Source organism: Streptomyces sp. NPDC044033, from assembly GCF_056434425.1.
Genome location: NZ_JBWKFF010000004.1, coordinates 31,834 through 58,339 on the forward strand (window position 1 = coordinate 31,834; position 26,506 = coordinate 58,339).

25 protein-coding genes and 4 pseudogenes are annotated in these 26,506 nt (G+C 70.9%); 19 read left to right on the top strand and 10 right to left on the bottom strand.

All coding sequences use genetic code 11. The features are described 5' to 3' along the window. Positions 1 to 411 precede the first annotated feature (411 nt). Positions 412 to 1,395, top strand: a complete 984-nt coding sequence (locus AC07AB_RS09505; protein WP_478562748.1) for a C40 family peptidase — start codon at positions 412 to 414, stop codon at positions 1,393 to 1,395. A gap of 365 nt (positions 1,396 to 1,760) precedes the next feature. On the opposite strand, the pseudogene AC07AB_RS09510 reads toward AC07AB_RS09505, so the two are convergent. Continuing rightward, positions 1,761 to 2,222 (bottom strand): annotated as a pseudogene (locus tag AC07AB_RS09510) (O-acetyl-ADP-ribose deacetylase); the annotation flags it as partial. A gap of 221 nt (positions 2,223 to 2,443) precedes the next feature. Between AC07AB_RS09510 and AC07AB_RS09515 the strand changes: the two are divergent. After that, on the top strand, positions 2,444 to 3,697 hold the full coding sequence (locus tag AC07AB_RS09515) for a PP2C family protein-serine/threonine phosphatase (protein ID WP_478562751.1): 1,254 nt from the start codon (positions 2,444 to 2,446) through the stop codon (positions 3,695 to 3,697). Between the two features lie 107 nt (positions 3,698 to 3,804). On the opposite strand, the gene AC07AB_RS09520 is transcribed toward AC07AB_RS09515, so the two are convergent. The 3 genes from AC07AB_RS09520 to AC07AB_RS09530 form a co-directional block, all read right to left on the bottom strand. Then, positions 3,805 to 4,146 (bottom strand): DUF2516 family protein, encoded by a 342-nt coding sequence (locus AC07AB_RS09520; RefSeq protein WP_478562754.1) that lies wholly within the window; start codon positions 4,144 to 4,146, stop codon positions 3,805 to 3,807. A gap of 185 nt (positions 4,147 to 4,331) precedes the next feature. Continuing rightward, positions 4,332 to 4,907: a hypothetical protein gene (locus AC07AB_RS09525; RefSeq protein ID WP_478562757.1), complete on the bottom strand. Its 576-nt coding sequence runs from the start codon at positions 4,905 to 4,907 to the stop codon at positions 4,332 to 4,334. A gap of 17 nt (positions 4,908 to 4,924) precedes the next feature. Further along, positions 4,925 to 5,320: a helix-turn-helix domain-containing protein gene (locus AC07AB_RS09530; RefSeq protein WP_478562760.1), complete on the bottom strand. Its 396-nt coding sequence runs from the start codon at positions 5,318 to 5,320 to the stop codon at positions 4,925 to 4,927. Between the two features lie 190 nt (positions 5,321 to 5,510). Between AC07AB_RS09530 and AC07AB_RS09535 the strand changes: the two genes are divergently transcribed. After that, positions 5,511 to 6,272: an SMI1/KNR4 family protein gene (locus AC07AB_RS09535; protein WP_478562763.1), complete on the top strand. Its 762-nt coding sequence runs from the start codon at positions 5,511 to 5,513 to the stop codon at positions 6,270 to 6,272. Positions 6,273 to 6,301: 29 nt separating this feature from the next. On the opposite strand, the pseudogene AC07AB_RS09540 reads toward AC07AB_RS09535, so the two are convergent. Then, positions 6,302 to 7,295, bottom strand: a pseudogene (locus tag AC07AB_RS09540) (IS701 family transposase); the annotation flags it as partial. On the opposite strand from AC07AB_RS09540, the gene AC07AB_RS09545 reads away from it, so the two are divergent. The 3 genes and pseudogenes from AC07AB_RS09545 to AC07AB_RS09555 all read left to right on the top strand — a co-directional run. Continuing rightward, positions 7,273 to 7,707: a VOC family protein gene (locus tag AC07AB_RS09545; RefSeq protein ID WP_478562766.1), complete on the top strand. Its 435-nt coding sequence runs from the start codon at positions 7,273 to 7,275 to the stop codon at positions 7,705 to 7,707. The pseudogene AC07AB_RS09540 and the gene AC07AB_RS09545 overlap by 23 nt on opposite strands. A 287-nt stretch (positions 7,708 to 7,994) precedes the next feature. Continuing rightward, a pseudogene (locus AC07AB_RS09550) lies at positions 7,995 to 8,288 on the top strand (transposase); the annotation flags it as partial. A 338-nt stretch (positions 8,289 to 8,626) separates the two neighbouring features. Then, positions 8,627 to 8,812, top strand: a pseudogene (locus AC07AB_RS09555) (IS630 family transposase); the annotation flags it as partial. Here the strand turns inward: AC07AB_RS09555 and AC07AB_RS09560 are convergent. Both AC07AB_RS09560 and AC07AB_RS09565 read right to left on the bottom strand, forming a co-directional pair. After that, positions 8,777 to 9,310, bottom strand: a complete 534-nt coding sequence (locus tag AC07AB_RS09560; RefSeq protein ID WP_478562769.1) for a GNAT family N-acetyltransferase — start codon at positions 9,308 to 9,310, stop codon at positions 8,777 to 8,779. The pseudogene AC07AB_RS09555 and the gene AC07AB_RS09560 overlap by 36 nt on opposite strands. Positions 9,311 to 9,678: 368 nt before the next feature. Then, a complete protein-coding gene (locus AC07AB_RS09565) occupies positions 9,679 to 10,464 on the bottom strand; it encodes a helix-turn-helix domain-containing protein (protein ID WP_478562772.1) in 786 nt (261 codons plus the stop codon). 63 nt (positions 10,465 to 10,527) lie between these two features. On the opposite strand from AC07AB_RS09565, the gene AC07AB_RS09570 reads away from it, so the two are divergent. Further along, positions 10,528 to 11,334, top strand: a complete 807-nt coding sequence (locus AC07AB_RS09570; RefSeq protein ID WP_478562775.1) for an SDR family NAD(P)-dependent oxidoreductase — start codon at positions 10,528 to 10,530, stop codon at positions 11,332 to 11,334. 226 nt (positions 11,335 to 11,560) lie between these two features. On the opposite strand, the gene AC07AB_RS09575 is transcribed toward AC07AB_RS09570, so the two are convergent. Next, positions 11,561 to 12,517, bottom strand: coding sequence for an alpha/beta fold hydrolase (locus AC07AB_RS09575; protein ID WP_478562778.1), 957 nt, complete (start codon positions 12,515 to 12,517; stop codon positions 11,561 to 11,563). Positions 12,518 to 12,618: 101 nt separating this feature from the next. On the opposite strand from AC07AB_RS09575, the gene AC07AB_RS09580 reads away from it, so the two are divergent. The 3 genes from AC07AB_RS09580 to AC07AB_RS09590 all read left to right on the top strand — a co-directional run bounded on the left by AC07AB_RS09580 (position 12,619) and on the right by AC07AB_RS09590 (position 15,276). Continuing rightward, entirely contained in the window at positions 12,619 to 13,026 is a 408-nt protein-coding gene (locus AC07AB_RS09580; protein WP_478562781.1) for a winged helix-turn-helix transcriptional regulator, read from the top strand. A gap of 281 nt (positions 13,027 to 13,307) precedes the next feature. After that, the gene (locus AC07AB_RS09585) at positions 13,308 to 14,651 is read left to right on the top strand and encodes an FG-GAP and VCBS repeat-containing protein (RefSeq protein WP_478562784.1); all 1,344 of its coding nucleotides are present in this window, start codon (positions 13,308 to 13,310) and stop codon (positions 14,649 to 14,651) included. Positions 14,652 to 14,790: 139 nt separating this feature from the next. Then, a complete protein-coding gene (locus AC07AB_RS09590; protein ID WP_478562787.1) occupies positions 14,791 to 15,276 on the top strand; it encodes a hypothetical protein in 486 nt (161 codons plus the stop codon). Between the two features lie 150 nt (positions 15,277 to 15,426). Here the strand turns inward: AC07AB_RS09590 and AC07AB_RS09595 are convergent, their stop codons facing one another. Next, positions 15,427 to 16,368, bottom strand: a complete 942-nt coding sequence (locus AC07AB_RS09595) for a helix-turn-helix domain-containing protein (protein ID WP_478562790.1) — start codon at positions 16,366 to 16,368, stop codon at positions 15,427 to 15,429. A gap of 74 nt (positions 16,369 to 16,442) precedes the next feature. Here AC07AB_RS09595 and AC07AB_RS09600 point away from each other — a divergent pair, with 74 nt between their 5' ends. From AC07AB_RS09600 to AC07AB_RS09630, 7 genes are all read left to right on the top strand, one after another. Further along, on the top strand, positions 16,443 to 16,931 hold the full coding sequence (locus AC07AB_RS09600; protein WP_478562792.1) for a nuclear transport factor 2 family protein: 489 nt from the start codon (positions 16,443 to 16,445) through the stop codon (positions 16,929 to 16,931). 395 nt (positions 16,932 to 17,326) lie between these two features. Further along, complete coding sequence (locus AC07AB_RS09605) at positions 17,327 to 18,571, top strand: MFS transporter (protein ID WP_478563555.1); 1,245 nt, start codon at positions 17,327 to 17,329, stop codon at positions 18,569 to 18,571. Positions 18,572 to 18,689: 118 nt separating this feature from the next. Next, the gene (locus AC07AB_RS09610; RefSeq protein WP_478562794.1) at positions 18,690 to 20,216 is read left to right on the top strand and encodes an MFS transporter; all 1,527 of its coding nucleotides are present in this window, start codon (positions 18,690 to 18,692) and stop codon (positions 20,214 to 20,216) included. An 80-nt stretch (positions 20,217 to 20,296) separates the two neighbouring features. Continuing rightward, positions 20,297 to 21,604, top strand: coding sequence for an FAD-dependent monooxygenase (locus AC07AB_RS09615; protein ID WP_478562797.1), 1,308 nt, complete (start codon positions 20,297 to 20,299; stop codon positions 21,602 to 21,604). Between the two features lie 58 nt (positions 21,605 to 21,662). After that, entirely contained in the window at positions 21,663 to 22,133 is a 471-nt protein-coding gene (locus AC07AB_RS09620; RefSeq protein WP_478562800.1) for a MarR family winged helix-turn-helix transcriptional regulator, read from the top strand. A gap of 479 nt (positions 22,134 to 22,612) precedes the next feature. Further along, complete coding sequence (locus AC07AB_RS09625) at positions 22,613 to 23,098, top strand: hypothetical protein (RefSeq protein WP_478562803.1); 486 nt, start codon at positions 22,613 to 22,615, stop codon at positions 23,096 to 23,098. Beyond that, positions 23,095 to 23,451 (top strand): transcriptional regulator, encoded by a 357-nt coding sequence (locus tag AC07AB_RS09630; RefSeq protein WP_478562806.1) that lies wholly within the window; start codon positions 23,095 to 23,097, stop codon positions 23,449 to 23,451. The genes AC07AB_RS09625 and AC07AB_RS09630 overlap by 4 nt, the downstream gene beginning before the upstream one ends. Before the next feature lie 197 nt (positions 23,452 to 23,648). Here the strand turns inward: AC07AB_RS09630 and AC07AB_RS09635 are convergent, their stop codons facing one another. Beyond that, a complete protein-coding gene (locus AC07AB_RS09635; protein WP_478562809.1) occupies positions 23,649 to 24,071 on the bottom strand; it encodes a MarR family winged helix-turn-helix transcriptional regulator in 423 nt (140 codons plus the stop codon). Between the two features lie 183 nt (positions 24,072 to 24,254). Here AC07AB_RS09635 and eno point away from each other — a divergent pair, with 183 nt between their 5' ends. Together eno and AC07AB_RS09645 are read left to right on the top strand one after the other, a co-directional pair. Further along, positions 24,255 to 25,535, top strand: coding sequence for a phosphopyruvate hydratase (eno, locus tag AC07AB_RS09640; protein ID WP_478562812.1), 1,281 nt, complete (start codon positions 24,255 to 24,257; stop codon positions 25,533 to 25,535). A 438-nt stretch (positions 25,536 to 25,973) separates the two neighbouring features. Then, entirely contained in the window at positions 25,974 to 26,399 is a 426-nt protein-coding gene (locus AC07AB_RS09645; RefSeq protein ID WP_478562815.1) for a hypothetical protein, read from the top strand. The last annotated feature ends 107 nt before the right edge of the window (positions 26,400 to 26,506 follow it).

Here is a 26,506-nt window from a genome sequence, read left to right on the forward strand (position 1 = left end):
TGACGGGTGATGAACGTCGATGGCGGGCGGCGGGCGGGCGCGGGCGGGCCCCGGAGGACGGGGCGGGAGGCTCGGGTGCGGATACGGGCGGGGGCTGGGGAACGGGCTGCGGCTCGGGTTCGGGCTGTGATGCGGGTACGGGCGGTGGCTCGGGCTCGGGCGGAGACGCGGGTGCGGGCTGTGGCTCGGGTACGGGCTGCGACGCAGGTGCGGGCCGTGGCTCGGGTGCGGGTGCGGGCTGCGGCGCGGGGTGCGGTGGTCGCCGTGGCCGCGCTCGCGTGTGTGGCGGGGGCGCAGACGGGGCCGGGCGCCGCGCGTGCGGAACCGCGGCCTCCGCAGGAGGGGCCAGGGCAACACGAGGGGCGAGGGCAACAGGAAGGGCGCGGGCCGCAGGTGAAGCCCGGGCCGCAGATGAAGTCCGGGCAGCCGGGACCCGGGGAGAAGCGGCCCGGGGAGAAGCGGCAGAGCCTGGAGGAGGTGCGTACGGAGGTCGACTCGCTCTATCGCAAGGCGGAGTCGGCCACGGACGCGTACAACGCGGCGGGCGAGCGGCAGAGCGAGCAGGAGCGGGCGATCCTCAAGATCGCACGGGCGGTGGTGGCCGCGCAGGACCGGATGGCAGGGCTCAGGAGCCGGGCCGGGGCGATGGCCCGCGCCCAGTACCGCAGCGGCGGGATGCCGGCCGAGGCTCGGATGCTGTTCGGCGGCGATCCGGCGGAGTTCCTCGACAACGCGGCCCTCGCCCACAAGGGGCAGCAGGCCGCCCGGGGCCTCATCGCGGACCTCGCCGTCACGCGGACCGCGCTCGACGGCTATGCGAAGGCGGCGAGCGAGCAGTGGGAGAAGCTCGCGGACGAGCGGGCGAGGAAGGCGGACGCCAAGAAGGAGATCGAGGGGCGGCTCCGGGCCGCCGAGCGCCTCGAATCGCGGCTGGCGGCGACGGAACGGGACCGGCTGCGGCAGTTGGAGGAGGAACGGGCGTACGCGTCGCAGGAGAAGTGGCTGAGCGCGGGGGCGCCGCGCGGCGGCGGGGGCGCGGTGAGCGCGCCGGGAAAGCGGGCGGTCGCGTTCGCGACGGCGCAAATAGGCAAGAACTATGTGTGGGGTGCGGTCGGCCCGGACACCTTCGACTGCTCCGGTCTCACTCTCAAGGCGTGGGCTGCGGCGGGCCGCACCATACCGAGGACCTCGCAGGAGCAGTGGCGGCGACTGCCCAGGGTCGACGCGCGCGACATGCGCCCGGGCGACCTCGTCATTTACTTCAGCGACGCAAGTCATGTCGGCATGTACGTGGGTGGCGGCGCGATCGTGCACGCGCCGCGGCCGGGCCGCCAGGTGACGCTCGCGGGGGCGGGTTCGATGCCGGTGCTGGGGGTCGTACGGCCTGACGCGTGAGGCGGCGGGGGTGGCGGAGGCGGCGGGGGCTGCGGGCGGCGGATTGCGTACGCGGGGCGGGCGGGTTCGGGCGGGGGTCAGCGGAGCTCCCGCAGGGCCTCGTCGAAGGCGGCGTACGCCCGCGCGTCGAAGAGGACGAAGCGGACCTCGGCGATGGAGCGGAGGCCGGCGGCAGGAGGGGCTGCGTCAGCGGGGCGGGCCTCGGCAGGGGAGTGGTCCTGGTCGGTGGGGGAGCGGGTCTCATCGGTGGGGCGGGTCCCGGCGGGGGAACGGATCTCGTCGATGGGGCGGGCCTCGGCGAAGGAGTGGTCCTCGTCGGTTGGGCGGGCCTCGTCGGAGGGGCCGCTGTCCTGGACGGGGCCGCTGTCCTGGACGGGGCCGAGGGCCGTACGGACCGTACGCAGCGCGATGCGGGCCGCGTCCGCGAGCGGCCAGCGGTAGACGCCCGTGGAGATCGCCGGGAAGGCGACCGTAACGGCGCCGAGCTCGCCCGCGACGCGCAGCGACTCCCGGTAGCAGGAGGCGAGGACGCCGGAGCGGTCCTCGTACGCGGCCTGGTCCTCGGAGAAGACCGGGCCGACGGTGTGGATGACCCAGCGGGCGGGAAGGCGGCCCGCGGTCGTCGCGACGGCCTGTCCGGGAGGCAGCCCGCGGCCGTAGTGGGACGCGCGCAGGGCGCGGCACTCGGCCAGGATCTCCGGGCCGCCCCGGCGGTGGACGGCGCCGTCGACACCGCCGCCGCCGAGGAGAGAGGTGTTCGCGGCGTTGACGACGGCGTCGACGGACTGCTGGGTGATGTCGCCCTGGACCAGCGTGATGTTTGTCATTGCCCGATTGTCGCGTGGCAGGCGAAATGCCTGGCAGGGGGCGTCATATGACGCGGGCGAATCGACAGATGCCATTCCGCTGGGCCGCGGCCGAGCGCTATGGTCGCGTCCGGTGGCCCGCTGATCGGCGGACCGCCGCGCCCTGAGGGGGCCGCGCCTCCCGGGGCCCCGTGCCCTCCGGCGTGCCATGGATTCATGGGGGAGGGAAGGGAAGCGAACCGATGTCCGTACCCGTGCCAGGGCCGCGGGCGGCTCCGCCCGGTGAGGCACGGACGCTGCCGCAGCCCCGGACCGCCGCGACGTTCGACGCCGGGATCTCGCTGCTCGTCATCGAGGACGATCCGGCGGGCGTGCTCTCCGTGCCCGAGATGCTGGACGCATCGGGCAAGCCGGTACGTATCCGTACAGCCCGTAATCTCACCGAGGCGGCCCGGCTGCTCACGGACGATGTGCACTGCATCCTCCTGGACCTGGCGCTGCCGGGCTCCTGCCCCGAGGCGGGGGACGCGCTGGACACGCTGCGGCAGGTGCTGCGGCTCGCTCCGCGCCACGCCGTGCTGGCGCTGACCGCCGAGACGGACGCCGAACGGGCGACGGAGGCCGTACGGGTCGGGGCGCAGGACTACCTCTTCCGCGACGAGCTGGACGAGCGGGTGCTGAGCCGCGCCATCCGCTACGCGGTCGAGCGCAAGCGCGCCGACGTCGCGCAGCGGCAGCTGAGCGAATCGCGGCTGCGCGCGCAGGAGAACGCCCGGCTGGAACGCGGCCTGCTGCCCACCCCGCTGCTGGACGGTTCCGATCTGCGCTTCGCCGCCCGCTACCGCCCCGGCCGCAGCCGGGCGCTGCTGGGCGGCGACTTCTACGACACGGTCCGTACGCCCGACGGCACCGTGCACGCGATGATCGGCGACGTCTGCGGGCACGGCCCGGACGAGGCCGCGCTCGGCGTCGAACTGCGCATAGCGTGGCGGGCGTTGACCTTCGCCGGGCTGAGCGGCGACGAACTCCTCTCGACGCTCCAGCGGGTGCTGGAGCACGAGCGCGCGAACGAGGAGATCTTCGCGACGCTCTGCACCGTCGACATCGCGCCGGACGGCCGCAGCGCGGGCCTGTTCCTGGCGGGGCACCCGACGCCCCTGCTCGTACGGCCCGGTCAGCCGTTACCGCTACTGCTCCCGTACGAGGACGGCGGCCCGGCTCTCGGCCTGCTGCCGCAGGCCCGCTGGCCGCGGCACGATCTCGAACTCGGTTCCGCGTGGAGCCTGTTGATGTACACCGACGGCCTCATCGAGGGCCGGATCGGCGCGGGCACGCAGCGGCTGGGCCAGGAGGGGATGGCCGAGTTGATCGGCCGTCAGCTCCAGGAGGGGCTGCGGGGGGAGAAGCTGCTGGACGCGGCGGTGACGGAGGTACGGGACCTGAACGGCGGGGAGTTGACGGACGACGTGGCGGTACTGCTGCTGGACCGGGGCTGAGCGGTCCGGGGCTGAGCGGACTGCGGCTTGAGCGGGCTGCGGCTGAACGAGCCGCGGCTTGAATGGGCCGAGGCTGAACGGACCGGGGCTTGAACGGACCGCGGCTGTCAGCGGCCGCCGTTGTACGGCCCGTACGGCCCGTCCGAGCTGGAGCCGCCGCGGCGCGGGCCGCGCCGGCCCGAGACCTGCTTGAGCGCGGGGCGCACGTCCACCATGTAGACGATGGTGGCGATGAGCCCGATGATCGGCAGGAAGGACAGGATGCCCATGAAGAGGTTCACGGCGACCGCGATGCCGAGGATGATCAGCCAGAACGGCTTGGTCTGCTTGCCGGCCGCGCGATAGGCGTCCTCGCGGTGGATGGCGGCGTCGACGAACGCGACCGCGGTGAAGACCAGCAGGGCGATCGACACCCAGTACATGACGTTGCCGAAGGCTTGCACCAGCACGCCGTTCACCTTTCGTCCTCTGGCCCCTCGCGGGGGCGGTATGGCCCGTACGGCCGTATGGCCCTCATGGCCTCTGCGGCCTTACGGCTCCTACGGCCCGTACGGTCAGCGCACGCCGCCACCGTACCCGTACAACCCGTACAACGGGCCGGGCACGCGGGGCGTGCCCGGCCCGCTCGGGGACCTTACTGGTCGGCGCCCTTGGGCGCGGGCTTCTTCGCGGCGGCGGGCTTACGGGCCGCGGGCTTCTTGGCGGAAGCCTTGGGCTCGCCGGCGTCCTGGGCGGCGGACTCGCTCGTCGCCCCGTCCTTCGCGGCGGGCTCCTCGGCGTCGGGCTCGATGGCCACGGCGATCTCGGCGACCTCTTCGGCCGCCTCGCCGCGCCAGGTCTGCACGGCCTCACGCCCGCGCTCGGCCAGCTTCTCGTACGTCTCGCCGGCCTTGGCCGCGTACCCCACGGCCTGGCCCACGCCCTGGAGCGCCAGGTCCTGCGCGGTGTCGCGCCACTTCTTCAGGTCCGTGTCGAGTGACCCGAACACCTCGGTGACCTTGGTCTGCACGGTCACCTGGGCCTCCTTGGCCTGCTTGGTGACGCGCTCCTGCACGGCCTTCGGGTCGGTCTCCCGCAGCTCGGCGATGAAACCGGGCGCCTCGGCGATCAGCTGCCCAAGCTTCTCGGCGGTCGCGTCGGCGGCCCCGGCCGCGGCGTAGAGCGGCTTCGGGTCGGTGAGGGTCTTGCGGATGTCTTCGGCGATGGCCATGGCGATGGTCTCCCGGATCAGCTAGAGGATGTGTCTGCTTCGTCGTCGCCGTCTTTGCGGTCCGGCGCGAGTCCGTTCTCCTTGCGGAAGGACTCGTAAATCTGGAGCAGCACCTGTTTCTGCCGCTCGTTGATCGAGGGATCGGCGAGGATCACACTCCGCACCTCGGCCTCGTCCCGGTCCCGCTCGTCGAGGATCCCGGCCTGCACGTACAGGGTCTCGGCGGAGATCCGCAGCGCCTTGGCGAGCTGCTGCAGGATGTCCGCGCTCGGCTTGCGCAGCCCGCGCTCGATCTGGCTGAGATACGGGTTCGACACCCCGGCGGCATCGGCGAGCTGCCGCAGCGACAGCTGCGCGGTGCGCCGCTGCTCGCGCAGGAACTCGCCGAGATTGCCGACGTTCAGTGATGCCATGCCTCGATGCTGCATCACCCACGCTAACTTTTGCAAGCGAACGCTTGCAGAAGTTAGCTACGCCACTTGCGGGCGGGTGCGCCTCGCAGCGATAGCTGTCCGTTCTCAGTAGATGTGGCGAGTCCCACTGGTTCTGGCAAACGACCTGGCGGAGTCCCGGCGAAGCTGGCCGGCCTGTACGGTCCACCGCATGGTTGACGAGTTCGATGTGGCTCAAGCTCTGCGCGGCGGGATACCCGACAGGGCGCGGGCCTGGGCCTTCGTTCGGGACTTTGCCGCAGCGTGGGCGGAGCCGCTCGCCGACGGCGCGGGTACGCGAGCGGAGGAGCTAGAGCTAGCCGAGGAGATGCTGGGGCTCACACTGCCGACCGCGTTGCGCGAGGCGTACTCGCTTCTCGGTACGCGTCACGACCTCACCGGCAACCAGGACCCGCTGCTGCGCCCTTCCGAGCTGTTCGTGCACGACGAGTTCGGTGGGGTGCTCGTCTTCCGCAGCGAGAACCAGGGATGCGCTTTCTGGGGAGTGCGGCTGCGGGACCTCGGTCAGGACGATCCGCCGGTGTTCGTCCAGTCACGGGATGGTTGGGTCCGCTTCCTGGAGCGGGTCTCCCTGGCTTGTGTCGAGCTCGTACTCAGCGAGACGCTGCTTGGCAGCGAAGGACGGCTCTACAACGCCTGCGAACTTCCCGCCAGCCTGATTCGAGAACTGCCGAGTCGGTTCGCGCCGGTGCAGTTTCCCGAGTACCCGATGTGGACGGGGAAGGGAGAGTCACCCGTGTGCTGGTTTTCCGCGCCGGGGAAGCTCTTGCGGCTCGACGGACTGAGTGACCACAGCTGGCTGCACGTTCGGGGAAGTACGTTCGCCGGCCTGGAGGCGCTCTGCGCCACCCTCCCCGGCCACTGGGTACGTGGGTACTCAGAGCCATTGGAAGCCGACGAACTGCCTTTCTAGCGGTGGTTTGTTAAACCGGGTAGTAGAGGTCAAGTGGTTGGCCTGCGCCGACGGCGTTGATCAGGGCTTGGAGTTCGGGTGGTGGTGGGTCGTTGGTCCAGGCTCGCCAGTAGCGTTGGAGGGTGGTCCAGGGGGCGAGCCAAGCTCGGACGGCGCGAATTGCCCGTGGCCAGCTGGACTGTTGGGTGTGGTGGGGTTCGTTCGGGCCTCTCTCAACCGGGTGTGCCTCGGTGGTCGCCGGCTCGTGCCCGGGGTCGGCTGCGGGGCCCGGTTGGGCTGGTTGGGCGAACCGGGTGTCCCAGCAGAAGGAGAATGCGCAGGTGGCGAGGGTCTGGTGGCGGCGGATGACGGTGTCTGAGCTGACCTGGAAGTCTGCCCGGCCGAGTTCGTCCTTGATCTGCTTGTAGCTCTGCTCGATCCAGTGCCGCAGTCCGTAGATCCGGACGATCTCGGCCAGGCCGGCAGGGGGCTGGGGGTTGTCCTCGGCACGCCGTCCACCGGGGCGGGCCAGGTCGGTGGCGAGGTACCAGGTCGATTGCGAGGGCAGCGTGTCCGGGTCGGTGGTGGCTACGACCAGGCGGACGTTTCCGTCGGGCCCCAGAAGCCGGGGCTGGCGTCGGCGGCCCACCAGGTCTCGGTGTGTCCGTCGCGGAAGGTTCGTTCGACCAGCGTCCAGTCCCCGCGATTCTCGGGATCAGTCCAGGTCAGGGCGCGTGCGGCGTGGACGGGCGTGTAGGCGTCCTTGCCGTAGGCCCGGCTGTCATGGCTCGGCTTGACCGTCACCACGAACGGCAGCCTGGCCTCGAACAGGTCCCGCAGGAAGCTCTGCTGGTCGCCGTAGCCGCAGTCGGCGGCCACCGCCCGGAACACGACCCCGGCCGCCTTGGCAGTGCGGGCCAGTTCGGCGGCAATCCGCAGTTTCGTGCGGAAGCTGTTCTCCGGGGGAACACGAGCACTGGTGACGGCGGTAGCTGTCAGAGGTGTGCAGTACGGTCCTGTCATGGCAGCCCAAATCGATCTGACCCTCGATTGCGCGAACGCACAACTCCTCGCCGCTTTCTGGAAGACCGCACTGGGCTATATCGACGAGCCGCCGCCTGCTCCCTTCAAAACCCGCGAGGAGTGGCTCGCGCAGTTTGACCTGCCGGAGGATGAATCGGAGGACGACGGGGCGTGGCTCTGCGATCCCGACGGCGTCGGGCCTCGCCTCTCCATCCTCAAGGTCTCCGAACCGAAGACGGCGAAGAACCGGCTTCATATCGACGTTCGGGTGCCGGGACATGGCAGTGCTGGTGAGCGGTGGGCGCGGATCAAGGCGGAGTCTGAGCGGCTGGTGAAGGCGGGCGGAGCCGTCCGGGGGGAGTTCGACGGGCACCACGTTGTGATGGCTGACCCGGAGGGCAACGAGTTCTGCGTCGCTGCGGCCTCGGCCTGAGGCCGGCAGAGGTCGGGGACGTTCCCCGGCTCTGCTTTGGCTGTCCGAGCGCTGCTGTCACCGTCAACAATCCGTTGACGCCCCGTGATGGCAGCTCGGGAGCCCGGCCGCGGTAGGCGGCCGGACTCTCCGAAAACGAGTCGTGCCGTCAGGCGTTTCCCGGGACTATCGCGCCACTGCTGAACTCCCTGCGAGGTATTGGTGATCTGGGATTCGAGGTCGGCGACGCGTCGGTCCTGGAAGCGGAGGTTGGAGCGGGCGGCCCTGAGCCGCTTGTCGAGGGTGCGGACACCGTGACGACCGACCACGGATCGGTCTACCGCAACCACCACCTGGTGGAAGTTCAGCGAGTGCTCGGCTGCAACATCCTCCCTGCCCGGGTCCTACGCCCCACGGACAAGCAGATCGTGGAACGAGCTTTCGGAAGCATCCGGTCGCTGCTGTTCGAGCAGCTTCCTGGATACACGGGAGTCGACGTCGCCGATCGCGGGGCCGAGCCGGAACGCGACGCGGTTCTGGCCATCGTCGAGATGGAGCACCTGATCGCCACGTGGATCGTAAGGATCTTTACCGACCGTGATTTTGTGCCGTTCGTGATGTCCGTTTGAGCCTGTGGCGTGGACCTCATGGGCTCGTTTACCGACCGGGTTCAGGACGTTCGTCATGTTCTGGAGTCGGTACGCAGGACGAGTGGTACGGCACTTTTGTGGTCGGGGACTTGAGGGTCCAGCGGATCGAGCGGAAGGACGGATGGAGGTCGAAACCATGAAGCATGCAACCCGATGAATGGCACCTCACCGGGGACCTTGACGAAGTTCTCGGCCGAGCCGGAGACTTCCTGAGCTCGCGACCCGGCCTCCACGTCATGCGGCTGACCGTGGCCGAAAGAGTGCGAACAGGTAGGACGAAGGCGTTCGGTTCCGAAGCCTGGTTCAACCGGATAGAAGCCCAGTTCACAGCCCTGCGCTACTTCACCCTCGATGGCACCGGCCACGCCGGCCACAAGGATCAGGGCAGTATGATCCGCCGCTACATCATCTGGTGTAACCGCCATGCCGGCGACCGGCGGCTACGTACCATCGTCGGCAGGGCGAACGTTGCTTGATCCGGCCGTGGTACTGAACGAGATCCAGACGTCAGGTGCCAGGTCCGGCCGGTTCGGCACCGGTCTGCGCTCCTCGGTCCAGGCGTCGCCGGCGATCTCTGTGGCGACGCGGCGCCAGAACTTCACCGCGCCCGGGTTGGCATCCTGGAACGGGATCTCCCACGGCCCCGGATGCCGGGCCACGATGCCCTGAGCAGCGTGCACCCCGGTCCCCGCCCGTCGTGCCCCGCGCACCACGAAGAAGCTGTTCATCACGTGTGTCGGACCAGCCAGACCGCGGACGAACGCGAACCCGATGGGCCGGTCCCCGCTCGTCAGGAGATACGGTGCCCGGTCGGGTTCGGAGAAGGCCATGTGCAGCCAGTCGTCTCGGAAGGATCCGTCAGGGTTGGGCAGGTCACCCTCCAACTCCGACATGTCATGTCGGAACATCAGCCACAGGCGTTCGACCGTGGTCTTGTCGGCAAAGGCTGCTGGGCGTAGGGAGATGTCTGACACGAGACTCCGTGGTGAGGGTGGTCGACTTCAGCCCGAGACAATCTGTTTCCGGACATGAAAAGTCTCCCCGGCGGATACGAACTCCGGACTGGGAAGGCTAGTTGCTTAAGGTGTATGAGTCAGGTCAATGTTCGAAGGCAGGACGCCGTAGCTTCGGGCAAGGCCGCGCGTGTGTTGTCCGGGGCGCTCAGCAGCGGCCGACCGGGCTCGGGGTGTCGGACGCGCGGCCACGGATCGTCGGCAACTGCCGGGCGTGTCACAAGAGTCGGGGCAGAACCGCCACGGACGGGCTCCCGGACGAGAGTGGCCGACCGGGCTCGGGGCGTCGCGGCCGAGCGACACGTGTTGTGCGGCAACTGCCGCGCGTATCAAAGCAGTCGGGCCAAGGCCGCCTCGGACTGGCTTCCGGCCGTCGCCTGGTACACGATGATCACCTGTTGCTCGGCGCCGCCGACGGTGAGTGCCTGCCGTCGCAGGGCGAGGCCGCCGACGACCGGATGGGCGAAGCGCTTGAGTTCGTCACGGGCGGGCCGCGCCTCGTGCCGTGCCCACAGTCGGCGGAACTCCTCGTCCGTCTCCAGTTCGGCGACCAAGCGGGCGGTCCTGGGGTCGCGCGGGTCGGCTTCGGCGCGCAGGGCCGCCGCGGTCTGCGCGGCCACCTCCGCCCAGTCGGGGAAGAGCCGGCGGGACGCCGGGTCGAGGAACACCGCCCGGGCCAGGTTGCCCCCGGGCTCGTACATCGGGGCGAGCGCGCGGGCCCGCTTGTTCGCCGCCAGCACGTCGAAGCACCGGTCGCGGACGTACGCCGGGCGGTCCGCCCACGCGTCGAGCAGCCGGTGCACGTCCGCGGCGACCTCGGCCCGCGGCGGTGATACGAGGCCGGGACCGGCGAGGGCGAACAGGTGTGCCGAAGCGGCAGCGTCCAGCTCCAGTGCCCGCGCGAGGGAGCGCAGCACCTGGGGCGAGGGGTGTCGGTCGACGCCCTGTTCGAGCCGGACCAGGTACGGCTCGCTGATTCCCGCGAGCCCGGCCAGTTCCTCCCGGCGCAGCCCCGCCACCCGGCGCCGCCCGGTGGCCGGTACTCCCACGTCCGCCGGAGCGACCCGCCCGCGCCGGGCCTTGAGGAAATCTCCCAGAAGGTTGTCGGCCGCCATGGTGCGAGGGTAACCCCGCGGGGGTGCTGGCTGACGATGCGCGAACGGCGCAGGCTCGACGGCATGAAGACCTGGTTCATCACCGGCGCGTCCCGCGGCTTCGGCCGCATCTGGGCCGAAGCCGCTCTCGACCGCGGCGACCGCGTCGCCGCCACCGCACGCGACCCCGAGACCCTGCGCCCCCTCCTCGACGCACATGGGGACAACGTCCTACCACTCCGCCTCGACGTGACCGACCGCACCGCCGCGACCGCCGCGGTGCGGCGGGCCGCCGAGACCTTCGGCCGCCTCGACGTGGTCGTCAACAACGCGGGCTACGGCCTGTTCGGCATGGTCGAGGAGACCACCGAGGAGCAGGCCCGCGCCCAGCTCGACACCAACCTGTTCGGCCCGCTGTGGGTGACGCAGGCGGCTCTGCCGTACCTGCGGGCCCAGGGCAGCGGTCACATCGTGCAGGTCTCCAGCCTCGGTGGCCTCGCCGCCTTCCCCACGCTCGGGCTGTACAACGCCTCCAAGTGGGCCCTGGAGGGGATGAGCGAGGCCCTCGCCCAGGAGGTCGGCGCGTTCGGCATCCACGTCACCCTCGTCGAACCCGGCCCCTACGGCACCGACTGGTCAGGCGCCTCCGCGGCGCACACCGAGCCGCTCCCCGCCTACGAGCCCGTCCGCGCCGCGCGCCGGGCCGGCGCGTCCGCCCGTACGCCCCAGGACCCGCGGGCCACCGCCGCCGTCGTCCTCGAACTCGTCGACACCGACGCACCGCCCCTGCGCCTCTTCCTCGGCACCTATCCCTACCCGGTCCTTGAGGCGGCCTATCGGAAGCGGCTCGACACTTGGCAGGACTGGCGGTACCTCGCGTCCCGGGCGTGAACGGCACAGAGCACTTCGCGGCGTCCGGGGTCTCCGCGCATCACCCGCTGCATGTTGTCACCGGTGTTTCGGGTACGGGACGCCTCGACGGTAGACGGAGCACCTGTCCATGTCGGTGTCCCGCCGCATTGCATCCGGCGGATGATGTGCCACTGACCTGCTGGGTTGCCAGGTCAATTGAGAACACGCCCCCCTGCCCCCCCGGACGCCCTGGCTTCCGCGGACGTCACGTGCGCGATGGCGGCAGAGGCGCCGGGGCACCTGAGCCCGCGCGAGGCTCGACGGCTGGCAGCGGCGACTTGACGGTTGGCAGCGGCGAGGCGAGGAACGGTTCCAGAAGGCCGAGCAGCCTCTTGGGGCGGTGCAGCGGAATGATGTGGCCGCAGTCCTCGATGGTGTGGCCGACGAGATGGTCGGCGATCGGCCGCAGTTGCCGTTCGAGGGCTCTGCCCACAGGGTGGGCCCCGATGGCCATGGTGGGTACGGTCAACCGGCCGGTATCGGCGGCTTCCTGGATCTGTTCGGCGCTCGCGGGCAGTGCCCGGTAGTACGAGAAGGCGCAGCGCAGGGCCTCGGTTCCGGTGTACGCGTGGACGAAGGCGTCTCGGACTGCGGGATCTACGCCCTCTCCGAGGGAGCCCGTGCTCAGGAACCAGTCGATGTACTGGGCTTCGTGTCCGGTGAGTACGGTCTCCGCGAGGCCGGGTGCCGCGTGGAAGCCGAACCACCACGGTGCTCCATGGGCGAGGAACTCCTCCGCGCCCGGCAGTCTGCCCAGAAGCGACTCCATGACCACGAGTTGTCGGACGAGGTCGGGGCGGCGCATGGCGAGAAGGAAGGCCGGCGGGGTTCCGGCGTCGATGCCGACCACGGCCGCCGAACTCTCCCCGAGAGCATCGAGGAGGGCTTCGGCGTCGGTCGCGAGTGTTCCGGCGTCGTAGCCGTCCCGTGCGCGCGTGCTCGCGCCTGTTCCTCGCAGGTCCGGTGCGATCACTCGGTATCGCCCGGCGAGGCTGTCCAGGACATCGGTCCACAGTCGCCAGGTGTGCGGGAAGCCGTGCAACAGCAGCACGGCCGGCCCTTCGCCGGCGAGGGCAACGTTGAGGTCGGTGCCGTTGGCCGTGACGCGTCGTAGTTCGATGCCTGGCGGGCGATGGGGCAGGTGGTGGGGTGCGGCAGGCACGGCGATCCCCTCTAGGTGGTTACCAATGGTGACAGTAGAACGATAGGTAACTAGAGTGAGGAGGCCAAGACCGCACTTCTGCCACAGGTGGTGAACTCCAGGTGACCTCCTCGACGCGGCACCCCTCTCACGGGCCCCGTGGAGATCTGCTTGATCCGCAGTGTCCGACCCGCCGTCTGCTTGACCGGATCGGCACGAAGTGGACGTCCATGGCCATCAAAGTGCTGGCGGAGGCACACCCGCAGGAGGTGCGTTTCGCGGATCTGCAGCGCAGGATGGCCGGCGTCTCGCAGAAGATGTTGTCGGTCACCCTTCAAGGGCTGGCCCGTGACGGCCTGGTCAGCCGTCGGGTGGAAGCGTCAGTGCCACCACGCGTGCACTACGGGCTCACCCCGCTCGGCCTGACACTGGAAGAACCGCTGGCCGGGCTCCGTGAGTGGGCCGAAGAACACATGGCCGAGGTCGACCGCGCGAACCAGCGAAGCCAGGAACGCACGGCCGACGGCTGACCACGCCCGCAAGGAGCCGGCAAGGAGCCGGCAAGGAGCCCGCAAGGACGCCGGGGTCCCTTCGGCGATCCGGTCAACGGTCTCGTGCACGCCCCTGGGCACCGTTCCCCTTACCCGGCGGCCGCCTGGGCGTCCAGGGCCATCGCCGGATGAAGCCCTGGCTCACGGCCGTACGTACCCGTGGGCCGGAACGGGGTGGGGCAGGACCGCCGTGCATCACCCCCGTAACAAAATGATCCGCTTCCTTGTACGGGCCGCGTCCACGCCCGTGAAGTGGGCTGATGTACTTTCCGACAGCAGGCGGTCCGTTCTTCCGCCACCTGCGCATATGGCACGCCGTGCCGGCCTGCCTCGTAGCGGTGGCGGTGGTGGTGGCGTTCCTCGTCCTTCCCTCCTCCGACGGCGCGCGCTCGGTGCCCAACAGTCCATGCCGACCGGCCCATTCTGCGCGTGAGGACACGCCCGCGACTCCCGATCTCAACGGGGACGGCTCCGTCGACCTGGTGCACGAGATCTCCGACACGGAGAACTTCGACGTGATCACCGTGCCCGGCTCCGAGCACGGCCCGGACCACGGCCGCACGACCGTCCTCACCCGCGACGACCTCGGGGTGCCGGACGACATCCAGACGGGCGACGACCCGTGGCAGCCCACGATCGCCGACCTGGATGAGGACGGCCACGCCGACCTCATCGTCAGCGCCGCCGCCCAGGTCCTGTGGGGAGGCCCCAAGGGCCCGCAGAGCGGCGGACCGCACGGGCGCGTCCCGCTGCCGGGCAGCGGATACAGCACCGCGCCGGTCGCCGGCGACTTCGACGGGGACGGCCACACCGACCTCGCGGCCTTCCGGTCCTCGAACGAGGATCCGGAGCTGGTCGTCCTCAAGGGACCGTTCAAGCGCTCCGGCGCCCCCGCCCGGACCGTGGAGATCCCCAGCCCGGTCCACGAGGGCGCGTCTCCCGTGCTGGTCGCCGGGGACGCGAACGGCGACCGCGCCACCGATCTCGCGCTCTACGGCTCCCCGTGGGATCCGCCCCTGCTGTTCACCGGCGGCGCCCGTACCGACGGCGGCCTGAGCAAGGAGCCCGAGCGGCTGCCGAAGGGCGAGAACGTCGTCTTCGGCGACTTCGACGGCGACGGGCGGCAGGACATCGCCATCGGCCGGAGCTTCGTCGACAGCTACGACGAGGTCGACACACCCCACCGGCGCGGCCAGGTCAGCGTCCGCTACGGGAAGGAGCCGGCCAAGTGGGTCACCATGGACGGCGGCGACTTCAAGGAGGGCTTCGGCACCAGGCTCGCCGCCGGGGACCTCAACGGCGATGGCTGCGACGACCTGGCCGTACAGCTCACCAAGAAGAAGGAGACGGGGGACGCGCGGATCGAGGTGCTGCGGGGCGGCTCCGAGTACGGGCTCGGGTCCAAGCCCTGGCGCGCCACCAAGCGCTCCGCGCCGGGTGACGACGGCCCCGTCGACGGCACGCTCTTCGCCGTCCACGACTGGGACGGCGACGGCCGCGCGGAACTGGCCCTTCTCGGCGGGGACAGGTGGTGGATCTCCGACGGCACGAACCGCGACGAGGCGTCCTTCCCGGTCGCCCCCAGCAAGGACCAAGGCTCGTAGGCGCATGCTCGTTGTCTTCGTAGGCACATGCTCGTTGTCCCGGGCGTCTCGGTCCCTGCCTACGGCCGTCTTCGGGGCTGGGCAGCGTCGTACCGGACTGGAGGGTCTGTGGTCAGTCCGGCCCTGCCAGGATGCAGCCATGCACGATGCGGACCTCTTCGGAGCGCTCGTCTCCTCCCTGGCCGGCGAGGAGAATGTCTACTCACGCCGGCACCGGAGTTCGGGGGCTGACCTCGCGCATCATGTCCACAACCTCGCCAAGGCCGCTGAAGCCGACTGGGCTCACGAGGCGGTAAAGGGCGCTACCGGACCGGCCACGGTCAAGGAGATCGAGGCGGCCATCCACCCGGTCGCGCATGCCACAGCAATCGAGTTGATGGTCAGGCTCTCCGCCGACAGCCTGGTGTTCCCCGGACGCCTGCGGCGCGACCTCGCCCGCGCAAGGCGGGCGGCGACGAAGATGATGTCGATTCTGGGCCCGGGGTCGGAATGGTTCTCCAACACCGACGGTCCCTGGGCGAACGGACGTACGTGGAACCCGGTCACCAGGCATACCTTCGACGGCGTAGTCGTCGGCCGGGGAAGCGGATTCGTTGTCGCGCTCCTGCAAGTCGGCGAGGACTGAGCATCTTGCTGGACCACGCGGAGCCCTGATCCGTCCTTACACGCCCCGACCCCGCTCGTCGGCATCGATCACGATGTCCCGGATCCACCAGGCGCCGGCGCCGTCGCTCGCGTCCGGTCCGATCCAGAGGCAGCCGACTCGGTTCCGTGTTCACGGACGGCAGTCAGTGGGGGAACGAGGATTGGGCTCCACGGGGTGGACGCCGTCTCTGCGCCCCCGCCGAGTGGTCTCGGTCCGTCTCGTCGACGCCGTGTCTGCCCACGCGATGTCGCCCACCGCCAGCCCCGGCTCGTGGGCCACGGTCGCCGGAGTCACGCCGGCGAACTCCTGGACGTCGCGATGCAGGTGGGACTGGTCGACGTAGCCGCCGTCCGCCGCGATCCGGGCCGCGTCCTCGCCTGCCGACAGGCGGTGGACGGCATGGTCGAAGCGGACCAGCTTCGCGGCGCGCTTGGGCGGGAGGCCGATCTGCGCCCGGAACCTGGACCACAGGCGTTTGCGGCTCCACCCGACCTCGGCCGCCAGTTCGTCGATCCGGACCCGGCCGCGGCTGCCGACGATCCGGTCCCAGGACCAGGCCACTTGAGGGTCCGCGGACGGCCCCGTCTCTCCCCGGCGGGCGAGCAAGGCGTCCGTCAAGGCGAAGCGGTCCTGCCACGACCGGGCTTCGCCGAGTTGCTCCCGGATCCGTGGCGCGCCGCGGCCCCACAGGTCGTCGAGGCTCACCACCACGTGCTCCAGCTCCGCCGGGGAGATGCCCAGCACCGCGTACGCGACCACGGGGGACAGGCGCACCTCCACGCACTGGATCTTCTCGCCCCGCACGTGAAGAGCGCCGTGTGTGAACCCGGCGGCCAGGCTTCGCAGTTGCTGTCGGCTCGTGGCGGTGTCCACGACGAGTGGACTGTCACCGAACTCCAGAATCAGCGTGACGGCCGGGTGCGGTACCACCCGTATGTCGATCGGGCCCGCGTCGCGGTCGCGGAATCCGGCCAGGCTGACGCCGGCTGTCCGGCTGGGCCGCGGTGGCCTGACGACGTCCCATCTGGCCACCGCCGCACGCTCGCGCACGGGGGATCGCGTGGATCGCACGGTCCCATTCTAGGCGGGACCGAAGGGAACATTTGTCCAATACGTCGGTGCGTACTGAAGGCGACAGTGGCTTCATGAGCCAGAACATCATCCAGAACGCCTTTCAGGCGCTCGCCAGTTACGACCCGGACCGGATCTCCGCGGTCCTCACCGAGGACGCCGAATGGCTGTCGCCTCCTGGCAACGCCACTGCCGTCGCGCTCGGGGCGACCAACCACATGGTGGGCAGGGAGGCGATCGTGCGCTTCTTCGCCCGGGACTTCCCCCGCTTGTACGCGCGTGACGTCGCCGTCGCCTTCCACGGGGTCCACGTCGACGGCGAGCGGGTGGCAGTGGAGGCGACCATGACGGCGACGCTCGCCAACGGCAACCCGTACAGCAACGACCACTGCTTCGTCTTCGAGCTCCGGGGCGGGCTGATCCACCGGGTCCGCGAGTACGCGGACACGGCCCGCGGTCTCCGCATGGTCTTCGGTGAGGTTCAGGTGGTTGTCCACGATCCGGCCAACGGACCTGCCTCGGCGGCCCCGGCCCCCGACCAGCAGGCCGCCCGCCATCGGTAGCCGCGACGCTGAGCGATCACCGGCGGCCACGTATCTCGCCGTCAACCGGCCGTCGGTGGCGATTCCCAACTGCCCGGCGGCGCGATGGTTATGACGAGCCGTCAACAAGACGGGCGTTGCCCGCTCCGGCGCTGTACGGCACTGGGGCGAGCCAACTGTCGCCGAGTCGGGTGTTGGCGGGACCGGGATGGCTGGGAGATCCCGAAGGTCCCGCGCGATTCTCTGAACTCACCCGCACACGGCAGATGCATGGGGTTGCGGTGGACAGGTGAGCCCGGTGGGGTACGTCCATGGACAGTGCCGAAGAGCAGGCGCAGCGGGCGACGGCGGACGGAGACCCTGCGATCACCGGGCAACCGGCTCCATGGCGCGGGCTTGCGGTGCTCGTGGCCCTGATGCTGGCCGCCTTCACTTTCAACACCGCGGAGAACCTGCCGATCGGCCTCCTGGGGATCATCTCCGAAAGCCTCCGGGTGTCCCTGCCGGCGGTCGGTCTCTTGGTCACCGGTTACGGCGTGACGGTGGCCGTCGCGTCCGTGCCGCTGGCCCACATCATGCGGGCTGTGCCCCGACGGCATGTGCTCACAGGGCTACTGGCCGCGCTCATCGTGGCGAGCCTGGTCGCGGCGCTGGCCACCTCCTACTGGCTGCTCCTTGCGGCGAGGCTGCTGACCGCGCTGGCCCAGGCGCTGTTCTGGGCCGTGATGGGGCCGGTCGCGGTGGGCCTGTTCGCGCCCGAGGTCCGTGGGCGCGTGATCGGAGCGCTGTCCGTCGCCGGCTCCTCCGCCCTGGTGCTCGGTGTTCCCGCCGGGACCTGGCTGGGCCAGCGGGACGACTGGCGGGTGCCCATCGCCATGCTGGCGGCTCTGGGGCTCCTCTCTCTGGTGACGATCGCCGCTCTGCTGCCGACATCGCGCCCGGAAGAGGAGCGCGCCGCCTACGGAACCAGCCCCGACGCCCGTCGGTTCGGGACCGTGCTCGTGGCCGGGGCCCTGTCCGCCACGGGGGCGTTCGCGGGATACACGTACATCGTGAAGTTCCTGGGCGACGTGAGCGGGTTCTCCCCCGGCACCGTCAGCGCCCTGTTCGTGGCTTTCGGTGTGGCGTGTCTGGCCGGGGTGAGCATCACCGGCGCGCTGCTGGACCGCTTCCCGCACGCCGCCCTGACCACTGCCCTGGCCGCGCAGGCGGTGGGCATGATCGGCCTGTACGCGGCCGGTGCCCATCCGGTGGCCGCGGTGGCGTTCCTGCTGTTGATGGGCGGTGCGCTCGGGCCGGTGTTCATGACCACCCAGAACGCGATGCTGCATTGCGCACCGGGCCGCACGGATATCGCACTCGCGGCGAACTCCGGTGCCTACAACGCCGGTATCGCCGCTGGTGCCGCGCTGGGGGGACTGATCCTGCCGCTGGCCTCTGTGCGAGGCGCCTTCCTCGTCGGCGGGCTGCTGACGTTCGCGGCCTGCGCGGTGGTGCTCGGCGGGCGGGCGTCCGTCCGGCCCTGGCGGCGGAAGCGCGTCGCCCCGGCAGGGCAACGCCGGAGGCGTATGCAGCGGCACCGACCCTCGAAGCTGGTGTCAACCCGGCGAAGGCGGGCGAAAACGCCGGGTGAGGTGGCCCCCCGATGCCAAGCGGAGTGATCGGCCTGATGGGTCTCGAATAGCCGCAGGGGCGAGTTCGGGGTGCGGTTGACATGCGTGGGGCACTGGTTACTCTCAACATTGCTAAGAATATTGGTAATCAATGAACTGAGGCAAGATGAGTGCCGACCCGACCGCCGAGCCGTACCGGTGGAGATGGCTGATCCTGGTGGTGATGATCGTCGCGGAGATCATGGATCTCCTGGACGCGTCGATCGTCAACGTCGCGGGGCCCGCGCTGGAGGAGTCCCTCGGCGCCGGTTCCGTCGGCCTGCAGTGGGTGATCGGCGGCTACGCCCTCACCCTGGGGGCCGGTCTTGTGCTGGGCGGCCGGCTCGGTGACCGCTACGGGCGGCGCCGGATGTTCCTCATCGGCCTGGCGGCCTTCACGCTGAGCTCGCTGCTGTGCGCGCTGTCGCCGAACATCGGGTTGCTGATCGTCTTCCGGCTGCTCCAGGGCGCCGCGGGGGCGATGCTGCTCCCGCAGGGCCTGGGCCTGCTGCGCGAGAACTTCTCCGGCCCCGAGCTCACCAAGGTCTTCGCGATCTTCGGTCCCGTGCTCGGCCTGGGCGGCATCGTCGGCCCGGTACTGGGCGGCTTCCTCATCGAGGGCGACTTCTTCGGCCTCGGGTGGCGCTCGGTGTTCCTGGTCAACCTGCCCATCGGGCTCGCGGCCCTGGCCATCGCGGCGAAGTCCGTGCCGAAGAGGCGGGGCGACCGGACCGTGCGGGTCGACATGGTCGGCGCGGGCCTGGTCGTGGCGGCCTGCGCGCTCCTTGTGCTGCCGCTGAACCAGGGGCAGGAGGACGGCTGGCCGCTGTGGACCTGGCTGTGCATGTCCGCCTCGGTCGTCGGCTTCGGCCTGTTCGCGCTGCAGCAGCGCCGCACCGCCGCGGCGGGCCGGGGGCCGCTGGTGACCCCGGGCCTGCTGCGCAAGCCCGCCTTCACCGTGGGACTCGGCGGTATCGCCCTGTTCTTCGGCGGGCTGATCGGCACCCAGCTCGTACTCACGCTGTTCCTGCAGATCGGCCAGGACTTCACCGCCGGGGACGCCGGCCTGGGCAATCTGCCGCTCGCGGTGGGTACGGCGATCGGTGGAGCGGTCAGCGGCGCGTTCCTCGCCGACAAGATCGGCCGCAAGGTCCTCCAGATAGGGCCGCTGATCCAGCTCGCCGGTGCGGCGCTGCTCTGGTTCGAGCTCGACGGGCTGAGCGCTGCTTCGTTCTCGATCTGGGACATCGCCCCGGGGGTGGCGGTGGCCGGTATCGGAGCGGGCATGGTGATCGCCGCCCTGTTCAGTTTCATCCTTGCCGCGGTCGACGACGACGAGATCGGCTCCGCCTCCGGCGTGCTCTCCGCGGTGCAGGCCATCGGCGGCTCCATCGGCGTGGCGATCTTCGGCTCGGTGTTCTTCGCCCAGGCCGAGACCGGCGACTTCACCGCCGGCTTCCACCACGCGCTGATCGTCCAGGCGTGTCTGCTGGCCGCGTTCTTGGCCATCACCTTTCTGCTGCCGAAGGAGGGCCGGCCCGAGGAGGAGCAGCACGGCGTCGCCCCCGCTGCCTCCGGTGTCCCCGCTGCCTCTGACGCCTCCGGCGGCAGTGGTGCTGCCGGGTTCGGTGCGAAGCGGGACGTCACCGCGTGACCCCGGCGCGGGGCCGCGCGTACAGGGGTCCCGTACCGGCGCGCGTGGAGCGCATCCGAGGCAGGAAGAGAGGGAGTGCCATGACCCACCGGAATGTCCTGGTCGCGGGGGCGGGCATCGCCGGCCCCGCCCTGGCCTACTGGCTGCACCGCCACGGCCTCGCGGCCACGGTGGTCGAGCGTGCTCCCGCCGTGCGGGAGGGCGGGCAGACCGTGGACCTGCGGGGCGCCGGGCGCGCCGTGGCCCGCAAGATGGGGCTGGAACGGACGCTGCGGGCCCAGGCCACCCACGAGGAAGGCATCCGGTTCGTCGACCGGACGGGCCGTGTGAAGGCCGCCCTTCCCACCGGAGCCTTCGGCGGTCAGGGCCCGGTCGCCGAGCTGGAGATTCTCCGCGCCGACCTGTCCCGCCTCTTGTACGAGGAGACGCGGCCCTACACCGAGTACCTGTTCGCCGATGAGATCACCGAGTTGTCGCAGGGCGAGGAGAGGGTGCGGGTCACGTTCCGCGGCGGCGCCGAGCGGGACTTCGATCTCGTTGTCGCCGCCGACGGCGCCCGCTCCCGCACCCGCGACATCGCTTTCGGTGGTTCGGGCGGTCCTGGCGGTTCCGGCGGTCGCGGCGGTCCTGGTGGTCCTGGTGGTCCTGGCGGTCCTGGCGGTCCCGGCAGTTCCGGCGGTCTCAGGGGTTCCGGCGGTCCCGGCGACGCGGTGGGCACGCGGCCCTTGGGCCTGACGACCGCCTACTTCACCATCCCCGGTGAGCCCGGCGACGGGCGCTGGGCGCGTTGGTACAACGCCCCGGGGGGACGCGTGGTGACCCTGCGCCCCGACAACCGCGGCACCACCCGTGCCTCGCTGTCCTTCCTCTCCCCGCCCCACGGGCACGAGGAGCCGGCGCCCGAGGCGCAGAAGCAGCTCCTGCGCCTCGTCTTCCGCGATGCCGGCTGGGAGACGGCCCGCGTCCTGGCGGCCATGGACACCGCGCCCGACTTCTATCTCGACCGCGTCAGCCAGGTCCGTATGCCCCGCTGGTCCCACGGCCGCGTCGCCGTACTCGGGGACGCCGGGTACTGCCCCTCGCCCCTGAGCGGTATGGGCACCAGCCTCGCCTTCACCGGCGCGTACGTCCTGGCCGGTGAACTCGCCCACCATGCCCGTCATGAGCAGGCATTCATCCGCTACGAGGAGGTACTGCGCCCCTACGTCGAGCGGGCCCAGGATTTGCCGCCGGGTGTGCCGCGCGTTGCCGCGCCGCGTACCCGGGCGGGTATCCGCGCCCTCCACCTGGTCCTGCGGGCCGCCGCCCGGCCCCGCGTGGCCGGGGCGCTGAACCGCTTCCTCGTCCCGCCCGCCGACACCTTCGCCCTGCCCTCCTACAGCCTGTAGGTCTCGCGCATCATTGGTTGCCAACGCCGTTAGCGACCCAGGGAGCAGCTTCCACGTCATGACTGCCAACCAGCCCGCCGAGTCCCGGCCCGCGGCAACGCCGGAGAGCCCCATCCGGGAGCAGCTGAGGAATCTGACCCGCTGCCAGCAGCGGTTCGAGCGGTACCAGGGCCGGCAGATGCGCGTCGATCCCGCCGGGCTCGCGGTGATGGACCATCTCGTCAGCGCCGGACCGGCCACGCCGAGCGAACTGGCACGCGAACTCGGCATCTCGACGGCGGCGATGACGCTGGTGATCGACCGCCTGATGGACGGCGGGCATGTGAGCCGTCAGCCGCATCCCAGCGACCGGCGCAAGGTGCTCGTGACTCCGGCGGAGCGCTGGGAGGAGGCCGCCTTCGAGCACGTAGAGCCCCTTGTCGTGGACATCGGTGAGATCGCCGAGTCCATGACAGCCCAGGAGCAGGCCACGGTGGTGGCGTTCCTCAAGCGGGCGACGGCCGCTTACGACCGGGCGACGAAGGCGTAGGCATCGGGGCCAAGGCGTAGGTGCTGTGACCAAGGCGTAGGCGCCGCGGCCACAGCGGCGGCGCCCCGGCCGCAGCGGCTGCGCCGCGACGACGCCGCCCCCCGGGAAGCGTCGCTGCCACGGGCCGGCTGGGACCGGTGGCGTACGGGCAGACCGCAGGCCCAGCGAGAGGGCGGCAGAACCGGCGAGAGGGCGGCAGGAACCAGCGCGACCGGTACGGGCGAGTTCCCGCTGCCCCAGGTGAAGCCGGCGCCGATTGGAGGGATGGTGGCGACCCGGCCGTAGACGCGGCCCTCGACGAGCCCGCACGTATCGCTCCACCTCAGGCACCCAGTACCGGGGTCGGGCCACGGCCGGCCGCTGCGGCTGCTCCATTTTTGGTGACTTTCCAATCTGGAAAATCCATGCCAGGGTGGCAAGCGATGTCGGCGCACCGTCGGCCGCGCCCGATGGCACCTGATGAAAGGTCATGGAACCGGATGGACCCGCAGAGCAGCATCGCCTCGCAGCCCCTGGACGGCACGGATGCCGCTACCGCCCTCCAGGGCGCCGAGGCGGCGGAGCGCCGGGCCCGGCTCCAGGCGCGCCTGGTGCCCGCCTGGTACGGGCCCGTGGCCGCGGTTGTCCTGGCCGCCTACAGCATGGGGATGGGCCTGGTCTACGACGGCGGCCCCGGCGGCCTGTGGCCGTGGACGGGTCCGATCGCGATACTGCTCGGCTTCGGCCTCGCCCGGTACGCCAGGCGCCGCTCCGGCGTGATGGTGAGGCCATCCCCCGCGAGGCGGTCGGCGGTCGCTGTCATCGGCTTCGTGGCCTTCTGCGGCGGGTTGGCGGTGTGCCGGCTCGCCGGGCTCACCTGGTCGGTCTCCCTCGCCGTGACGGGCACGGCGGCCGGGGCGGCCCTGTGGGTCTACTTCGCCGGGCGCAATGCCCGCGTCCGTCGAGAGTTGCGGGACACCCCATGACCGCGACGCCTCCGAGCGTCGGCGGAGGGCTCGATCCGGTGCTCCACCACCCCACCCGCCTGGCGGTCGCGGCCTTCCTCTCGGCCTGCGACGAGGCCGAGTTCGCGACGGTGCGCGACAGCTGCCGGGTGTCCGATTCCGTACTCAGCAAGGCCGCCTCGGCGTTGGAGACGGTCGGCTACCTCACGATCCGCAAAGGGGCCGTCGGCCGCCGCTACCGCACCTGGCTCTCCCTCACCCTCGACGGCCACGACGCCCTGGACGGGCACCTGACCGCCCTCCAGTCCATCGCCGCCACCGCCCGCGACGCCGGGACCAGGGCGGCGAACGGCACACCGCCGCGATCTCCGTAAGGCCCGTATCCGCCCGCCCGGTCCTCGTGGGGCGTCCGGCCGTACGTCCCGGCGTGCCTCGCGCCCGGCGGGACCTACGGGCCGGAGTGCCTCGCGCCCGGCGGTACGTACGGGCCGGAGCGCGGCGCCGGAGCCGGTGAGGGTCCGGGGGCGGGTGCCGGAGCCGGTGAGGGTCCCGGGGTGGGCGCCGGAGCCGCCTAGTGCGCCGCGAGCCTCTCCACCAGCCCGATTCCTCGCGTCAGCAACTGCCGCTCCTCCGGCGTCAATTGAGCCTCGATGGCCTGCGCGAGCCAGTCGGCCCTGCGTCCCCGTTCCTCCTCCAGCAGCGCCTGACCGGCGGGGGAGAGTTCGACGAGGCTCTTGCGGCCGTCGGTCGGATGCGCCCGGCGCGTGATCAGCCCCTGCTCTATGAGCAGTCCGACGGCTCGGGCCATGGACTGTGGGCGCACCCGCTGATCGGCCGCCAGTTCGCTGGTCGTCATCGCGCCGCTGCGGTCCAGCGCGCCGAGGACGGCCACCTGGCCGAGCGGCATCTTGTCCTCAAGCTTCACGCGCCGCGTGAGCTTGCCCATCGCGGTGCGCAGTTCGGCCGCGACGGCGGCGGATTCCGGAAGGGGCATACCGGATTTTAACGCAGCGCAGCTGCACAGCAGTACTGCACAGCGGAACTGTACAGCAACACTGAATAGCAAAACTAAACAGCACAACTGCACAGCATGGCTGTAGAGTGTGCCGCGCCGGGTCCAGCGTCACCGTCGCCGCAGCCGAACCCCGGCACGCATGCGACAACGGGAAGGACTCCCATGACCGCCATCACCTCCGTCATCGGCCGCCGCGTCCTCGACAGCAGGGGCAACCCCACGGTCGAAGTGGACGTGGAACTGGCAGACGGATCCATCGGCCGGGCCGCGGTCCCGTCCGGCGCTTCGACCGGTGCCCGCGAGGCCGTCGAACTCCGCGACGGCGACCCCGCTCGCTGGCACGGCAAAGGCGTGGACCGAGCGGTACGCCACGTCAACACGGAACTCGCGGCCGCCGTCACCGGCCGCGAGGCCGAGGGCCAGGCCGGCCTCGACGCCGTCCTCGTCGCCACGGACGGCACGCCGACCAAGTCCAGGCTCGGCGCCAACGCGATCCTCGGGGTCTCCCTGGCCACCGCCAAGGCCGCGGCCGCCGCCCACCGCCTGCCGCTCTACCGCTACCTCGGCGGCTCCGACGCCCGGCTCCTGCCCGTACCGATGATGAACATCGTCAACGGCGGCGCGCACGCCGACAACCCCCTGGACTTCCAGGAGTTCATGATCGCCCCGATCGGCGCGGAGACCTTCGCCGAGGCCGTGCGCATGGGCTCCGAGATCTTCCATACCCTGCGCCGTGACCTCCTCGCCGCCGGGCACTCCACGGGCGTGGGCGACGAGGGCGGCTTCGCGCCCGCCTTGCGCACCGCCGAGGAGGCGCTCGACTTCGTGGTGGCCGCCGTCGAGCGCGCGGGCTACCGGCCGGGCACGGACATCGGCCTGGTCATGGACCCGGCGTCGTCCGAGTTCTTCCGCGAGGGCGTCTACGACTACACCGGGGAAGGGGTGCGGCGCACGCCCGCCGAGAACTCCGACTACCTGGTCAAGCTGATCGACGCCTACCCCATCGTGTCGATCGAGGACCCGATGGCCGAGGGCGACCTGGCGGGGTGGCGGGAGCTGACCGCGCGGGTCGGTGGGCGCTGCCAGCTCACCGGTGACGACGTGTTCTGCACGAACGAGACCATCCTGCGCGAGGGCATCGCCTCCGGCGTCGCCAACTCGGTCCTGGTGAAGGTCAATCAGATCGGCACCCTGACGGAGGCCCTGGCCACCGTCGACGCCGCCCACCGGGCGGGCTACACCGTCGTCATGTCGCACCGCTCGGGAGAGACGGAGGACACGACGATCGCGGACCTGGCGGTGGCCACGGGCTGCGGCCAGATCAAGACCGGATCGCTGTCGCGCTCCGACCGCACCGCCAAGTACAACCAACTCATCCGTATCGAAGAGCAGTTGGGCGGCAGCGCGCGGTATGCCGGCGCGGAAGCGATGCGCCGCTCCTGATGATCGCGGCATGGCCTCGCGTGGCCTCGCGTGATCTCGCGTGATCTCGCGTGATGCCGTGCGATGCGGTGCCGCGTGACCGGCGGCAGGCCCTCCCTGGTCAGGGGACGCTCGAAGCGCGGCATCACGTCAGGAGCCCCTCAGTGACGAGGGGCGGAGGGGTTGTTGCCCCGTCGCCCGGACGCCAAAGTTCACTGCGCAGGTCGGTGGAGTCCCGTTCCAAGGAGGCGAGTTGGGGGCGTTCGCCACGGCGGCACGGTGGCGGTCCGGCGGAGGGGCCGGAGTGGTCGGCGGGGTTTGCTATGGATCCGCAAAGACGCCGGGCGGGAGGCAACGGGCGGCGCGGTCGGCCCATCTCAGTGATCAGCGAGGCGCAGTGGGCGCCGTCGCGAAGGGATGGGTCTCGCCGTGTGGGAGAGATCCGCAGGAGGGAAGTCCATGACCAGGACGGAGAAGACCGGGACGAAGGTACGGGGCGGCCGTGTGGCCGTGATCGGCGCGCTGGGTCTGGCCTCGGTGGCGCTGGCCGCCGGACCGGCGTTCGCCAAGGGCGGTGTGAGTATCACCGCGCCGCACACGGCGCAGGTCGGCAAGACCTTCACGGTCACGGCGCACGGGGACGACGACGCCTCCGAGTACCTGCGGATATGCCTGGAGGGCCGTAGCGGTAAGCAGGCATGGGCCCAGGTGACCTGCGGTGCCGTGGTCGACCGGAGCGGCGACGCGCAGGCCGCCGCCCAGGTCAAGGCCGCGCGCAGCGGCGCCCTGGACTACCGCGCGGTGGTGTACGGCCTGACCTCCCCGAAGGACAGCCACCCCGTACGCCAGAGGACCTCCGAGGTGGCGACGGTGAACGTCCGCTGAGTGCCGTAGCGGGGGGGGGGGGGGGGGGGGGGGGGGGGGGGCGGGGGGGGGGGAGGGGGGACGAGCGCGACGAGGGGGGGTAGGGAAGGTGACCTGCGGAGAAGCAA